Origin of the sequence: Streptacidiphilus carbonis (assembly GCF_000787775.1) — a bacterium.
Lineage (GTDB): Bacteria > Actinomycetota > Actinomycetes > Streptomycetales > Streptomycetaceae > Streptacidiphilus > Streptacidiphilus carbonis.
In genome coordinates this window covers 1-14,621 of record NZ_BBPM01000102.1, presented here as the reverse complement: position 1 = coordinate 14,621, position 14,621 = coordinate 1, and the positions used below count along the sequence as shown (strand labels likewise).

General features: G+C 69.5%; 11 protein-coding genes and 1 pseudogene. 4 read left to right on the top strand and 8 right to left on the bottom strand.

Features of this window, described 5'->3' with window-relative positions; translation table 11 throughout:
• The first annotated feature begins 970 nt into the window (after positions 1-970).
• Entirely contained in the window at positions 971-1,282 is a 312-nt protein-coding gene (locus TR46_RS36580; protein ID WP_042411132.1) for a DsbA family protein, read from the top strand.
• A 47-nt stretch (positions 1,283-1,329) separates the two neighbouring features.
• Here the strand turns inward: TR46_RS36580 and TR46_RS36575 are convergent, their stop codons facing one another.
• Positions 1,330-1,968, bottom strand: coding sequence for a phosphatase PAP2 family protein (locus tag TR46_RS36575; protein WP_063770754.1), 639 nt, complete (start codon positions 1,966-1,968; stop codon positions 1,330-1,332).
• 320 nt (positions 1,969-2,288) lie between these two features.
• Here TR46_RS36575 and TR46_RS36570 point away from each other — a divergent pair, with 320 nt between their 5' ends.
• Entirely contained in the window at positions 2,289-2,888 is a 600-nt protein-coding gene (locus TR46_RS36570) for a cation diffusion facilitator family transporter (RefSeq protein ID WP_042411129.1), read from the top strand.
• 93 nt (positions 2,889-2,981) lie between these two features.
• Here TR46_RS36570 and TR46_RS36565 read toward each other — a convergent pair whose 3' ends face one another.
• The 3 genes from TR46_RS36565 to TR46_RS36555 form a co-directional block, all read right to left on the bottom strand.
• The gene (locus TR46_RS36565) at positions 2,982-3,392 is read right to left on the bottom strand and encodes an ATP-binding protein (RefSeq protein ID WP_369406032.1); all 411 of its coding nucleotides are present in this window, start codon (positions 3,390-3,392) and stop codon (positions 2,982-2,984) included.
• A 319-nt stretch (positions 3,393-3,711) separates the two neighbouring features.
• Positions 3,712-5,946 carry an exo-alpha-sialidase gene (locus TR46_RS38685; protein ID WP_052433437.1) on the bottom strand — a complete coding sequence of 745 codons (2,235 nt, stop codon included), beginning with the start codon at positions 5,944-5,946 and terminating at the stop codon, positions 3,712-3,714.
• Between the two features lie 87 nt (positions 5,947-6,033).
• Positions 6,034-8,415 (bottom strand): hypothetical protein, encoded by a 2,382-nt coding sequence (locus TR46_RS36555; protein WP_174505190.1) that lies wholly within the window; start codon positions 8,413-8,415, stop codon positions 6,034-6,036.
• A 389-nt stretch (positions 8,416-8,804) separates the two neighbouring features.
• Between TR46_RS36555 and TR46_RS43570 the strand changes: the two genes are divergently transcribed.
• Positions 8,805-9,368: a hypothetical protein gene (locus tag TR46_RS43570; protein ID WP_052433436.1), complete on the top strand. Its 564-nt coding sequence runs from the start codon at positions 8,805-8,807 to the stop codon at positions 9,366-9,368.
• A gap of 31 nt (positions 9,369-9,399) precedes the next feature.
• Here TR46_RS43570 and TR46_RS36545 read toward each other — a convergent pair whose 3' ends face one another.
• Both TR46_RS36545 and TR46_RS44930 read right to left on the bottom strand, forming a co-directional pair.
• Positions 9,400-9,717 carry a hypothetical protein gene (locus tag TR46_RS36545; protein WP_042411128.1) on the bottom strand — a complete coding sequence of 106 codons (318 nt, stop codon included), beginning with the start codon at positions 9,715-9,717 and terminating at the stop codon, positions 9,400-9,402.
• Positions 9,718-9,760: 43 nt separating this feature from the next.
• Positions 9,761-10,543, bottom strand: a pseudogene (locus tag TR46_RS44930) (putative Ig domain-containing protein); the annotation flags it as partial.
• Between the two features lie 963 nt (positions 10,544-11,506).
• Here TR46_RS44930 and TR46_RS36535 point away from each other — a divergent pair.
• Positions 11,507-13,174 carry a hypothetical protein gene (locus TR46_RS36535; RefSeq protein WP_201776484.1) on the top strand — a complete coding sequence of 556 codons (1,668 nt, stop codon included), beginning with the start codon at positions 11,507-11,509 and terminating at the stop codon, positions 13,172-13,174.
• Positions 13,175-13,337: 163 nt separating this feature from the next.
• Here TR46_RS36535 and TR46_RS36530 read toward each other — a convergent pair whose 3' ends face one another.
• Complete coding sequence (locus TR46_RS36530; protein ID WP_152626913.1) at positions 13,338-13,814, bottom strand: hypothetical protein; 477 nt, start codon at positions 13,812-13,814, stop codon at positions 13,338-13,340.
• A 289-nt stretch (positions 13,815-14,103) separates the two neighbouring features.
• Positions 14,104-14,466, bottom strand: coding sequence for an STAS domain-containing protein (locus TR46_RS36525; RefSeq protein ID WP_042411124.1), 363 nt, complete (start codon positions 14,464-14,466; stop codon positions 14,104-14,106).
• Positions 14,467-14,621: the final 155 nt, after the last annotated feature.

The following is a 14,621-nucleotide window of genomic DNA, read 5'->3' as shown; positions in this document are numbered from 1 at the left end:
CGGTATTGCCCTTAGGCAGGCGCTTCGACGTCCAGAGCCCAGCCGTCGACGGAGGGAACAAATTAGCAGACGTAGCTGGTCCACTGCGATAGGGCTATGCCCTCGGCGCCATCCGCCTCGCATGCAGGAAGTGTCTGGTAGTAGCCCCATATCCACTGGGGACTTACGAGCGTCGGCTTCGCCACAGCGGATGCCAGGACAGGCTGCACCCCAACGAATGCTGCCATCGTCAGCGCCCCTAGCCCAATCAGGGTGCGGAAGCGTCCTCCCCGCATGCGACGACTCTCGATGGCACGCCGAAATTTGATCGCTTTCATCGCACGAACTCTCAATCTTCTCCGGATCACCGATGCGCCGAAGAGGTAGATGTTCTGGATTTTCCCGATCGCCATCGACTATGCCAGGGCCATCTGACATCTGGAAATACGCCCTCACAACATCTTCTTCAGATTCGAGAAGTTCCATTGATACGGCAATGTATAGTTCGTCTGCTATGTCCATCCGGGATACAATATTTTATCGCCCTACTAAACTTGATCGAGCGTCTCGGGTTGTTCGCTGCACAGCACGCGTGCGGCCTCGGTAGTCCGGATGCAGTGCGATATCCGCAGGGTGGGGGCTTGACCGGTGCTGAGCGCGCCGACGACAGTCCCCGCCGCCTGCCCCAGTGGCACGCCGGCATCGCCGCCGCCGTCGCCGTGACCCTGCCCGGTCCGGACCCGGCGCGCGCCCCGCACGACAGCGCCGCGGGGCAAGAGGAGATCCGCCAGGCTCGCGAAGAAAATCGCCCTCCCGCGCGACCAGTGGCGACCCCGCAGTCGCGGGTAGTCGCGGCCGCGCCCGATGCGCTAGCACCAGCGCTGCGCGATGCCTCCCGCGCGGACCCCGCCACCTACGATCCAACGCCCCGGACACAACCCCGACGGGACGGGGAGGGACTACCGTCGGCAGTGAAACCAAGGAGGCCGCGATGGAACTGACCATCCTCACCGTGCCCGACTGCCCCCACGCCACCCTGCTGCGCGAACGCCTCACCATCGCCTCCACCGGCCTGCCGGTCACCGCGGAGACCTGGCGCCAGGTAGCCACCGAGCAGGACGCGGAGCGCTGGGGCATGCACGGCTCCCCGACCGTGCTTGTCAACGGCATCGACCCGTTCGCCGCCGGGAACGACCCAGCGAGCGTGTCCTGTCGGCTCTACCGCGACGAACACGGCCTGCTCCACGACGCACCCACTGTGGCCCAACTGCGCACCGCCCTGCGAGAAGCCAGCCAAACCTGAGCAGCGTGACGACCCGTACGACGGGCCGGACGTGACGGGTGGGCGCCTCAGCGCACTGCGGTACGCGCGTGCGTCGGGGAGGGCGCGGTCAGGACGGGGCGAAGTACACCGCTGCGTAGGCGGGTGACCGGGATCGCCCCGTACCGTCGCGCGGCCCAGGCGATGGCCAAGCCCGCGGCGGTACCGACGACCAGGGCGACCAGCACGTCATGGGGGTAGTGCGCGCCGACGTACACGCGCGAGAAGCCCATCACGAGCGCGGCCAGCACCGCCACCGCTCCCAGGCGGCGGTTCACCAGGAACAGAGCGGCAGCCACGGCCGCGACGACAGTGGTGTGGTTGCTGGGGAAGGCGTAGTCGCTGGGCGCCGGACAGGCTTCGATGAGGAAGTCGTGCGGAAGTGCGCGGCAGGGGCGCGGTTCGGCGAACGCCGACTTGATGCCGTCGTTGAGCAGGTAGGCCAGCACCGCGGCCACCGGGGTGGCGAGCGCGACGGCCATCGTGGCCGAGCCCGCACGCCGCGACATCCACCATCCGGCCAGCATGAACAGTGCGAACAGGCCGACGCCGTAGCTGGTGTAGGCAGACATCGCGCTGTTGAGCCAGTGCGTGTGGCGTGCGAAGTCGGTGACGTCGGTGTACAGGCCACCGTCGATGCGCGAGCCGTCCATCGCCTGCGTGATCATGCTGTCCGAGCTCATTAGGGGGCAGGTCTCCGGTCGATCAGTGAAGTGGACGCAGGATTGCGCACAGCGGACATACAGGCGAATCCCCAAGGTCCGGGATATGAACGTCCACAGAACTGTAGACGATCAGCGGGGCCTGGCATCTCCTGATCGGCGGTTGCAGGAAGGGGTGCTGAGCGACCTGTAACGCTGACAGTTGGTGGCGTCCGCAGCGTTCCGTCTCGGTCCGGGGCGGACACCGGCGACCCGCTTCGGGTGGGCGCGACCTTGCAGCTGCCCCGGCCGCCAGTCGACTCGGCAGTGGCTGCGAGAATCCCGGCGTGACCAGCCTGAATGAGATCCCCCGCGCTTCCCTGCTCCGCCGGGGCTTTGCCCTGGAGTACGCCACGCTCGGCTGGAACGTGGTCGGCATCGTGGTGCTTGCCCTCGCCGCGCTCTCAGCGCGGTCGGTGGCGCTGGCCGGCTTCGGGCTGGACTCGCTGATCGAGATCGGCGCCTCGACCGTGGTGATCTGGGAGCTGTCGGGCACCGGGGAGGAGCGCCAGCGCCGGGCGTTGCGGCTGATCGGCGGCGCGTTCGTACTGCTGGCGCTGTACCTGCTGGTGCAGTCCGCAGTGGTGCTGGCCACCGGCTTCCACGCGCACCACTCGGCGCTGGGCATCGCGTGGACGGCGGTGACCGCCGCGGTGATGTTCGCCCTGGCCATCGGCAAGGCCCGCACCGGCACCGCCCTGGACAACCCGGTGCTCAAGACCGAGGGCCGGGTCACGATGGTCGACGGCATCCTGGCCGCGGCCGTCCTGCTGGGCCTGGTACTGAACTCGGCATTCGGCTTCTGGTGGACCGACCCGCTGGCCGGGCTGGTCGTGGTGTTCTACGCGGTCCGCGAGGCGAAGGAGATCTTCTCCGGTCACCACTGACCGCGTTGGCTCCTCCTTCCGGGAAGGGCTTGACCTTCGAGTCGGGTCGAAGGTCAAGGCGAGCAAGAACAGCGATCTGGGCCTGCGGCCTGATCAGCAGACCTGAGCGCCGGCTTCATCTCCGAGCGCGTCGTCGCCCAGCACCACGGCCGCCGTGATCCGCTTGCCCACTGGCTCCCGGCGCATCTCGAAACTCCGGCAGAGCGCCACGACGATCTCCAGCCCGTGCTGGCCCGCCCGACCCGGGTCGGCAGCCCGGACGATGGGCAGGCACGGCTCGCTGTCCCACACCGTCACCTGCACCGCCCCGTCGTCGACCTCCAGGGACAGCAGGCACGGGCCGGGCGCGTATTTGCGGGCATTGGTCACCAGCTCGGTCACCACCAGCTGGACAGTGGCCGCCGCACGGCCGGACACGGGCAGCCCGTGCGCTTCCCGGACCTCGGTGAGGAACGAGCGGGCCAGGGCACGGGCCTCGGCGATCTCCTCGCTGTCCCCGAACACGGCCGACACCGAGATCAAACGGTCAACGACCGGCTGGGAGCCCTCGTCTTGCCGATGCAGGTTTCATGCCGTTCGCCTCACACCCGCCGCTAGGTTACCCAACCTCGCCTACCCCCCAACCATCGCCGCAGGCCAGCCAAAAATATGGCCGTCATGTCATGGCCTGATCAGAAATGGCCTCTAACCGCGCCGGGATTCGATGCCCCCGGGGAGCACCTGCGATCGGTCCGTGGTTCGGTGAGTCGGGGTGCGGCCCCGGTGGTGGTCGCCGGGGCCGCATCTCACGTTCGGTCTGCTGGGTCGGGTCGCCGGACTGTTGTCAGTTGAGCGGGACGGGCGGGCTCAGCCGGATGCGGCTGGGGGCGGTGTAGCGGACGGGGCCGGTGCTGGAGGGGATGGTTCCGGCGCGCAGCGCCAGGCCGCCGCTGACGGTGTACATGGCCTCGTCGAAGGCCTGGCCGTTGGTGGGCGCCTTGCCGACGGGGAACAGGCCGATGCTCTTTCCGGCGACCACCGAGGTGGAGATGTAGTCGCCGACCATCGGGCCCTGCGAGGTGGAGGCGATCTGGGCCAGTGTCATGGGTCCGGCCACGGTCCGGGCGGTGCTCCAGGTGGAGCCGCCGTTGGTGGAGGAGGTGAAGCCGACCTCCAGCTGACAGGTGGCCGCCGTGCAGCTGTGGTTCGGGTAGAAGTAGTAGTACAGGCCGAGTGCGGCGGTGCTGCCGGAGGTGGTGGGGTCCACGCCCAGGCCGGGGGTGAAGTGGTCGGCGCTGCTGGTGACCGCGTCGATGGGCACCCGCGTCACGGCCGTCCAACTGGTGCCGTTGGTGCTGGTGGAGTAGACGATGTCGTTGCTGGGGCAGCCGGAGCGGAAGCGGCAGTCCTGCCAGGCGACGTAGATCTTGCCGGCGGCGTCGATCTCCGCGGAGGGCAGGCCGTCGCCGGCACGCAGTCCGCCGGAGACGGTGGCCGCGGAGATGTTGGCGACCAGGACCGAGGAGCCCCAGGATGCTCCGCCGTTGGTGGAGCTGAAGGCGCGGATCGAGGAGCCGTCGGTGGAGAACGGGACCACCACGGTGCCGTTCGGCTGGACCAGGGGCTGGCCGCCGAGGCCGGAGTCGCCGCTCGCCGGGGAGGCGGGGGTGGACCAGGTGGCGCCGCCGTCGGTGGAGGTGGACATGATCTCCTGGTTGCCGCTGGAGGTGATGTCAGCCTCGATGTAGCAGTTGCCGTAGTGCGGGCTGGTGCTGGTGTTGTCGCAGGCGATCCATTCCTTGTCGTAGCCCTGGCCGTCGTTGCCCACCGCGAGTACGGGGTTCTGCCAGGTCAGGCCATCGGCGGAGCGGCTGACGGTGACTCCTGCGCCGTTGACGTTGGCGTCCAGGACCAGTCCGACGATCATCCAGGTGCCGTGTTTGGCGTCGTAGCTGACCGATGCGTCCGAGACCCGGGCCCAGGGGCCCGATCCCTGATAGGTGGTGATGCCGGGCAGCATGCCGTGCTGCCAGGTGGCGCCGCCGTCGGTGGAGGTGTTCCAGCTGATGTCGGAGGCTCCCCCGTCGTAGAAGCGGCCGACCTGGGAGGAGGACACGATGGTGCTGCCGTGGGCGAAGGTGTCGGGTTCGACCTCGGTGGCGTGCTGGCTGGTGGAGTTGGTGAACGGGTCGGTGCTGATCTGCACCAGGCTCGGTCCGCTGCCGTTGACGGTCAGGGTGAACGTGGTGGTGTGGGTGGCCGAGGTCCCGGTGCCGGTGACGGTGATCGGGTAGCTGCCGGCCGGGGTCGAGGAGGTGGTGCTCACGGTGAGGGTGGAGGAGGCGCCCGCGGTCACCGAGGTGGGGTTGAACGTGGCGGTCGCGCCGGCGGGCAGGCCGCTCGCCGAGAAGGCGACGGTCTGGGCCGCCCCCGAGGTGACGGCTGTGGTCAGCGTCGAGGCGGCCGAGCCGCCGGGGTTGACCGCCGCCGTGGCGGGGCCGTCGGTCAGTGAGAAGTCGTTGGTGGTGGTTCCGCCGGTCAGGGCGACGTCGTCGTACAGGGTGTAGGTCGGGTCGCCCGTGTAGTTGTCGTCCTTGCTGGTCAGTGTCAGCGTGTAGTTGTGGCCCGCCGTGACGGCCTTGCTGACCTGCTTCCAGCCGGAGTTGGCCACGCAGGTCTTGGCCAGCACCGTGGTCGTGGTCCCCGCGGTGGTGTCCGCCAGGGTGGCGGTGGCCCAGTCGTAGGTCACGGTGTCGGGACAGGTGACGTCGTACCAGAAGGACAGCACCGGGCTGCCCGCGGGCGCGGTGAAGGACTGCGCGATCGAGGACGCGCCGTTGGTCGGCGAGGAACTGCCGAGCATCGCGGCATACGTGCCGGAGTGCGGGCCGGTGGTGGTCACCGAGGAGGCGGGCCCGCTGGCGGTCCAGCCGGACAGGCTGCTGGCCTCGAAGCCGCCGTTGGTGATGGAGGTCGCCGCTGCGGCCGGGCCGGGCCAGGCGGCCCCGAGGCCTAACAGCGCGGAGGTGACCAGGAGGGTCACCGCGCGCCGCAGAAGACCGCGTGAACTGCGCTTCATCCAAAGCTCCTTGGGATGCGAGGCGGGTGGGCGTGGAAAGGGGCGGGCCGCAGGCTGCGGCCCGCCCCTGAGGTTTCCGGGTTCAGGTCAGGACACGGTGACGTCGTCGTACTTGGTGTAGGTCGGGTCGCCGGTGTAGTTGTCGTCCTTGCTGGTGAGGGTGAGGGTGTAGGAGTCGCCGGGGATGACGGTGGCGGTCTTGTGGACCCAGCCGGAGGAGGCGACGCAGGTCTTGGCCAGCACCGTGGTGGTCGTCCCGGTGGTGTTGTTCTTCAGCGTGGCCGTGGCCCAGTCGTAGGTCACGGTGTCCGGGCAGGTCACGTTGTAGTAGAAGCCCAGCGTGCTGGTGCCGGTGGGCGCGGTGAAGGTCTGCGCGATCGAGGAGGCACCGTTGGTCGGCGAGCTGGATCCCAGCAGGGCCGCGTAGCTGCCCGAGTGCGGGCTGCTGGTGGTGACCCCGGTCGCCGGTCCGGTGGCGGTCCAGCCCGACAGGCTGCCGGTCTCGAAGCCGCCGTTGGTGATCCCGCCCCCACTGGTGCCGCCGGTCACGGTCAGGCTGAACGTGGCGGTGTGCGTGGCCGAGGCCCCGGTGCCGGTCACCGTGACGCTGTAGGTCCCGGCCGGGGTGGAGGTGGTCGTGGCCACGGTCAGCGTCGAGGAGGCGCCGGCGGTCACCGGGGTCGGGTTGAAGGTCGCGGTCGCCCCGGTGGGCAGGCCGGAGGCGGTCAGGGCCACGGACTGGGCCGACCCGGAGGTGACCGCGGTGGACACCGTGCTGGTGGCCGAGGAGCCGGGCGTCACGCTGGCGGAGGTCGGGCTCAAAGCGAGGGAGAAGTCGTTGGTGGCCACCGAGGCGCAGTTGGGCAGGGTGAAGGAGGAGATGCGGGTGGCCCAGTTGAAGCTGCCGGTCGTCGGCTCGTACTCGTTGGTGTACCAGAAGGTGCAGTTGTCGGCCGGGTCGACGGCCATCGAGGTGTAGTCGCCCCAGCGACTGTAGGAGGTCTGCGAGCCGGCGCCGGTCAGCGCGGTGGTCTCGCCCTGGGTCATGCTGCCCAGGGTGTCCGCGGCCAGGCGACCGGTGTAGCGGATCGAGGGATGGGTCGAGGAGGAGGACTGCGAGTAGCCCAGGGCGATGTTGCCGACCTTGTCCTGGGCGATGGAGCCCATCCAGCGGTAGGTGGAGTCAGGGGCGTAGGTGCCCTGCTGGTACACCGACGGGGTTCCCGACGACAGTCGCAGCTCGTACCAGCGCACCCCCACCGAACTGCCCGCGGTGACGGCGTCGTTGACCACCAGGGACTCGTGGTCGCCGAAGTTGCGGTAGGCCAGCCGGTACATCACCCGGTCCGAGAGCGAGTCCAGCAGCTGGCTGGTGCTGCCCTGCGGAATGCAGGTTCCGCTGCTGCCGCAGGCGGTCGTGTAGGCGGCCACGGTCAGCGTGGAAGGGCCGGTGAAGGTGGAGTTGGCGGGGGTGGCCCAGTCGACGTGGAACTTCCAGTACGCCAGCGTCGTGGACGTCGTGCCGAGCCCGACCAGGAGCTCCGGCTCGCCGGACGGCGGTGCGGTTGAGCCGTCCAGGTCCGAGCCCAGGATCCCGCCGTAGGACGAGGAGGTGGTGAAGCACTGCTGGGTCGCAGCCGCCCCGGTGAGCATGTTCGCCCGGTTCATCGCGCACACCTCGGCGTTCAGGAAGGTCCCCGAGGCGGTGAACATGTTGTAGGTGGTGTAGTAGGCGTCCGGCCACACCGACAGCTTCGGATAGTCCGGGAAGGTGGAGAACTGGTAGGAGTACCGGTTCCAGCTCCCGGTCGCGTCCGCGCTGGTGGAGACGGCCACGCACTCGTAGTACGGGCCCGAGGCGGAGGAGACGTTGGCGAACTGCTGCAGCACCCAGCGACCGGCCAGGGTGTCCCAGCGCACGGTCGCGTCACCGTCGTTGGCGGACTGGCAGAATCCGCCGAACCCGGACCACAGCGCACTCGTGTTGGTCGGCCCCAGGAGCGTCGAGCCGGTCTTGGAGTACACCGCATAGGCGGTGTTGACGACCTCGACGATCTGCGTGGAGCCGACCGCCGCGTTCGGGTCCGGGGGCACGCCGGTGACCGAGTAGTTCGAGGTGCCGATGCCGTCGAAGGCACTGCCGGTGGTCGGCGTGGCCGGTCCGGTCGTGGTGCGCTGGACCACCGGGTCGGGGATCTTCGACGCCGGAGGGTGCGGCAGCCGCTCCTCCTTGTCGTCGGCCTTGTGCTTGGCCGAGGATCCGGCCGCGGCGTGCAGGGTGCGCAGCGGCGGGGAGGTGTCGTGGTGCACCGCCTTGCCGGAGTCGACGGACTGGTGCACGGACACCGCAGCGGGTGTCGTGGGAGCGGCGGCGTGGGCGGCGGGCGCAGTGAGCCAGACGGCAGGCAGCGAGGCGAGCAGGGCCGCGAGTGCGGCGATACGGCCTCGTAGGCGTATGGAACGTGGCACTGAACATCCTTTCGGCAGCCGGGGATCACCCGGGAGGCAGAGGAGAAGGACGTTCACGCAAGGTGCGCGCGTGTTCGCAAGTCGTGAGTCTGGGCCAGGACATGACACCATGCAAGGGGAGTGACACCCCTGAGAGTGCGTGCAACCAAAGATTTACACAGGAGGCACACAGTATTTGATCTTCCGTCAGGTCACGACACGGATGTCCCTGGAGGTCGGCTCCGCCCTGCTCCACAAGTCAGACCCGACCGCCCCGGATCCAGCCGCCGCGGGAAGGACACCGCCACGGGAAGGGCAGGGGAACCCCGGCCCCAGCCGCCGCGTCCAAGGCATGAGCGAGGTTTCAACCCATCTGCCGAGGAGCCGAGATGAAGCGGCGACACCCACCCGTGGCAGCTATCCTGCTGACCGCGCTGGCCCTCGGCGGTGCGGCGGCCTGCAGCTCCGGCTCCGGCTCCGCCCAGGCTGGATCCGCCGCCCCCACTCCTGCGGCCTCCACACCGGTGACCGCGTCGGGATCAGGCTCGGCGCCCGCGCCTGCGGCGACGACCGCGTCACCGGCCCCCACCGGCACGGGGCCCGCTCCCACCACGCCCAGCGCCCCGGCCTCCTCGGCGACGGCGACCCCGGGCGGGTCCTGTCTCAGCGGCGCGGTACGGGTGCTCTACCCGGGCGCGGACAACCCCTTGCGCACTGTCTGCGTCCACGTCGGGGCCCAGATCACGGTTACTCTCAACGCCGTGGCCTCCTACAAGTGGGCGCCCGTCACCAGCTCCGTCCCCGCTGTGGTGCTCATGCTGGGCAGCCACGCGGCCGACGGCGGCACCCTGGTCGAGGTCGCCCGCGCTCAGGCGCCCGGAGCGGCCGTCCTCACCTCCGCCGACACCTTCACCCCCGACCCGCACGGACCGCCCGCACGGATGTGGCAGCTGAAGGTCACGGTCGTGCCCTGACCACCGGGAAGCGCGCAGAGCCCTCGCGGGGTCAAGCGTCGACCTGCACCACCAGGCGCCACAGCCGGGTTTGCGGTCCGAACCGGTCACCTCGGAACGAGGAGGTCGAGCGCAGCTCGGCCTGTCCGCTCGTGTCCGCGCGCAGCACGGCCTGGACCGTGCCATCGGTCACGGATTCGCTGACCAGGACCACCGGACCGTCCACGCCGGTGATCGGCGTCCAGCCGTACCCCGGCGAGCCGTGCAGGGTGACAGTGATCTGGGCACCCCGGCGCACACGCACCTCCCCGCCCTGCGTATCGCCGGCGCGGTACTCGATCCGGACCGGTTCTCGCGCTCCCTCGTCCATGCCCGTCACTGTAGGGCCGAGCCGGACCCGCCATGGCAGGCGGTCAGTTGACGTTCAGTGCGGTGTCGTCCAGGACGAACGAGGTCTGCTTGGTGCTGTCCTCGGCACCGGTGAACTTCAGCGTGATGCTCTGGCCCGCGTAGGCGGCCAGGCTGAAGGTGTGTTGGGCGTAGCCGGTGGCGTGGTTGAGGTTGGAGTAGGTGGCCGGGGTCGCCAGGACCGTTCCGGCGCTGTTCAGGACCTGGACCTTGAGGGTGTCGTAGGCGGTGGTCGTGCTGGTCTCGGCGGTGTCGATGTGCAGCCAGAACGACAGGGCGGCGCTGGTGCAGGTGGCCGGGATGGTCACCGTCTGGGCCAGGGTGTCGGTGTGGGCGGTGCCGTACCCGTCCAACCAGGCGTTCCAACTGCCGGTGTGGGTGGGCTCGCTGGTGGTGTCGCTGTTGACGACGCCGGAGGAGCCGGTCCACGGGCTGAGTGCGCCGGTCTCGAAACCGGCGTTGCCCAGCAGTTGGCCGGCGGTGCAACCGCCGCCGCCCGCAGCGGCGATGGTCCAGGTGAAGGCGGCGCTGCCGGTGGCCCCGGTGGAGTCCGTGGCGGTGACCGTCACGCTGGAGGAGCCCGCAGCGGTGGGGGTGCCCGAGATCAGTCCCGTGGCCGCGTTGATGCTCAGCCCTGGGGGCAGGCCGGTCGCGCTGTAGGCCAGGGTGCCGCCGCCGGTGTCCGTCGCGGAGACCTGGACGCCGGCCGCGGTCCCCACGGTGCCGGTCCGGGCGCCGGGGTTGGCCACCGTGACCGTTCCGCCGCCGGTGCCGGTGCCGGTGCCGAACTGGATGTCCAGCACGGAGTGCAGCTCGATGCCGTTGGGGGCCACACCGGTCTGACCGTGCAGGAAGTCGAAGAACCCGACCCCGGTCACCGTCACTGGGACGTTCACGCTCTGGAAGGACCCGGTGGGGGCGTACTTGGCGTCGAACTCCGCGCGCGACTTGCTGATGCTGGAGGTCAGCGGGCTGCCCGACCCAACGCACGCCGGATCGGGTATCTCGCCGATCATCGTGTGCCCGGATCCGTCGTCCAGCACCAGGTGGTAGTCCGAGTCGGCCTCCAGCTTGAACTCGACCAAGGTCGCGCTCAGCCGGAACACGGTGGTCTCCGTCGGCTGGATCCGGTTGCTCGCCGGAAGAGTCGCCGGCTTTGACAAGCCGTCCAGCGAGGAGATCGTGGTCGCCGTAGTGGACTGAAGGTTGATCAGCCCGGCGTCTGCGTCAGTACCGGTCTTGACCGACCACCGCTCCACGCCGCAACTGCCCGTGGTCGCATTGCGCTGCGCGACCACCTCCTCGTGCTCCTCGGCATCCGGGCTCGCACTGTGCCGCGGACCGGCACTGACCGCGGTCACGGCCCCGAACACACAACCCGCCACCGCGATCAACGCGGTCAGGTACATCCACCATCTCCTGTGCACGAGCGCCTCCAAGCAGCGGGGCGGAACCGGAACGCGCGCACGCTGAAGGCGCATTCACCGGCAGCACTGAACAGCTGTGAACTCCCTGTGAGTCTGACGACTCCTCGGTCAACGCGCATAGACCCTGTCGGTAAACACTTGATGAAACACGCTCAAGTACGGCCACGGCGGCTTCCCCGACGATTGTGCGGGGGCGGGCGCAGTCGGCGTCGGCGAGCGTTCACAGGTGGTTCATCTGCGCTCTCCCTGTTCACCGGGCCATCAGTGATCTGATCCGGCGTGAGCCGTCCGGCTCCGCGGGGGATCCGGAGAAGGAGAGACCACATGATCGACCGTTCCAGCCACCCGGTGCGCCGCCGACGGAGCGTGGTGATCGGCATAGCCACCTCGTTCGCGCTCAGCGCCTGCGTGGTGGGCGCCTGCGGAACCGGCACCGCGCAGGCCGCGTCGGGCAAGGCGTCGCTCGTCCCGGGCGACCTGCTGGTGAGCCGGCTCCACTACACCGGGACCCCCGACCTGATCACCGCCGGCCAGACCGTACTGCCCACCGGCGCGGTGGCGATCGCCGACGGCGGCTTCACCCACGTATGGGACAACGTCTCGGTCGACCCGAACTTCGGGGTCACCGCACCGGTCTACCTCGACCAGCTCACACCGCGCGGCACCCCGGTGGACACCACCGCCGTGCCGACCGGCGCCCCGGGCGCATCCAGTGTCGGCCACGACCTCCTGACCAGCAGCTTCTCCTCAAAGTCCGAGATGGCACTGAACCTGTCGTCCAGCGGGTCCGCGGTCACCTTCATGGGCTACGTGGCGCCCGCCAACACCCTGGACGCCTCGAACGGAAACACCCCCGCAGTGATCGACCCAACCAACCCCGACAGCCAGTCGGTCTACCGCGCCGTCGGCGAACTGGGCACCAACGGCAAGTTCTCGTTCACCGAGACCAACGCCTACAGCGGCGACAACGGCCGCGCCGCGATCCGCGACGACACCACCGGCCTGTACTACACGGCCGGCAACTCCAACAACGGCACCGGCACCTGGGTGCCCGGACTGATCTACGGCACCGGCGCCCAACTGGTCACCCCGGCGCACATGCCCGAGCGAGCGCAGAAGCCTGGCGACCCGACGCCGGTGGGCGCCTTCAGCGTGACGCAACTGCCTGGCACCACCAAGGCGGACAAGCTCGGCAAGGACACCAACTTCGCCGCCGTCGCCCTGCACGACAACGTGCTCTACTACACCAAGGGCAGCGGCAGCAACGGCGTCAACACCGTGTACTTCCTCGACACCACCGGCACCGCCTGCCCGCAGGGCGTCGGCCTCCCGGTGCCTGGCGCACCGCTGCCCACGACCGCCGACGCCTACGACCCGACCACCGGCCAGCCGGCCGACAACATGTGCATCCTGGCCGGCTTCTCGACCACGGCAGCCAAGTCCATCAAGACCCCGGACACCGGCGCCTCCAGCAACAGCAGCTCCCTCGGCTCCATGTGGTTCGCCGACGCGAACACGCTGTACGTCGCCGACGCCGGCAACGGCACCGCCACCTACAGCAACGGCAGCTACACCGACGCCGCGGCCCAGAACCTCGCGGGCATCCAGAAGTGGTCGCTCGTCAACGGCTCCTGGACCTACGACTACACCCTCAATGCAGGTCTGGGCCTCGGCGTGCCCTACACCGTCGCCGGCCTGCCGTCGGGCACCAACGCGATCACCGGCACCCCGTGGACGCCCGCCGTCGACGGCATCCGCAACTTCACCGGCAAGGTCAACCGCGACGGCACGGTGACGCTGTACGGCGTGACCACCTCGATCGGCGGCGTATCCGACTCCGCAGCCGACCCGAACAAGCTGGTCACCGTCACCGATCAGGCATCAGCCACCACCCTGCCCTCCAGCGCGCACTACACCACCCTGCGCACCGCCGCCGCCGGCGACGTACTGCGCGGCGTTTCCTTCACCCCCGGAACCCACACCGACCACTGAACCGGCCAGCCCCCGGCCACTCCGGCGAGGCGGCCGCAGCCCCCGGGCCACGGCCGCCTCGCCGCAGCACAAAACGATCTCGCGTACCAACCGGGGCAGGCGGTTCGTTCTGCCCGACGTTGCCCCACTGGATCCTGTCGGCCACTGGCGGGGGGTGCTGGGCCTACGCGGCCTTGCCGCGTCGAAAGAAGGCCGGCGCGGAGATGACGAGCAGGACCGGCAGGGCGATGTCAGCGATCAGGCTCCGTACAAGCAGCGTGGAGTCGTGCGCCCCGAAGGTGGCGGTGTACCCGACCGCGGCGATGAGTGGAGCCCAGCTGGCGAACCACGCCCAACGCTGGCCACGGCGGAACGCAAAGATGACGACGGCCAGGAACAGCAGTCCGAAGGTGAGCTCGTGCAGTGCGTACCCGTACTCCAGGGTCGAGATGTAGTGGGCAGTGCCAGGGGCTGCGGATTTGATGTCGGTGAAGGGCGTCCCGGCCAGCTTCCTGAAGGTGCCGTCGTGATCGCCGGGCAGCCCGTGGGCGTGCGTGCCGATCAGATCAGAGATCGGCGCGAACAGGAAGAACAGCCCGACGATCATCAGGCCGATCCAGGCGATGCTGCGCGCTCTCGATGCTGTGGGCGCCGTCGTCATGACGTGATCCCCCTCTGGCAGGCGAATTGGGTCTCCGTGCCACGAGCATGGCGGGACACCGGGCCTGCGAGCAGCCATAGGAAAGCCGGAGTTGCGCGACCCCAACCCGATCACACCCTGCTCGGCGGCCAGGGGGCGCACCATCCGCACTGAGCCCGCCACGCAAGGTCGACTTCGGCGGGACGGGCCCCCGATGGACAGGCGTAGTTCCAGCCACTCGACGACGAGAGTGCGGCGACGCAGCTCGAACAGGCCCTCCGGGGTCTGGCGTTCGCGGTCAGGGGGCCGGTCACGCGGGCTGGTCGGTGCAGTCCATCGCCCGGTCCAGGCCGCTGGTGTGCAGTGCTTCGCGGACGCCGGGCCCGGGCTGGTGCGCGGTCACTGGGACGGACGCCTGCCGGGCCGCGCGCAGCATCCGGAAAAGTGCCGCCACTGCGCCGGTGTCCAGACCGCTGGTCTGCGACAGGTCCAGACGCACCGGCACGGCGGCGTCCACAAGGGCGATCAGCAGGCGGCCGACCTCCTCGGACTCCTCGTTGTCGATCTTCCCGGGCAGGGCGGCGACCAGCGCATCCGGTCCCCGGCGGGTGACCTGGACCCGGTAGCGGGCGCTGTGGGCGATCTGCTGTTCAGTCCGGCTGCGGCGTGGCATGGAGTTCCTTCCTGCTTCCAGTCTCGTCGCCGGCGGTGGCCCTGGAACCCTGGCGGGGCAGCGCGGTTGCGACCGCCGCAGGTGGTGCCGGGCTTTCCGGGTCCGGGTCGGGGATCGCGACCGGGTCGTCGATGTCGAACAGTCTGGCGATGGGC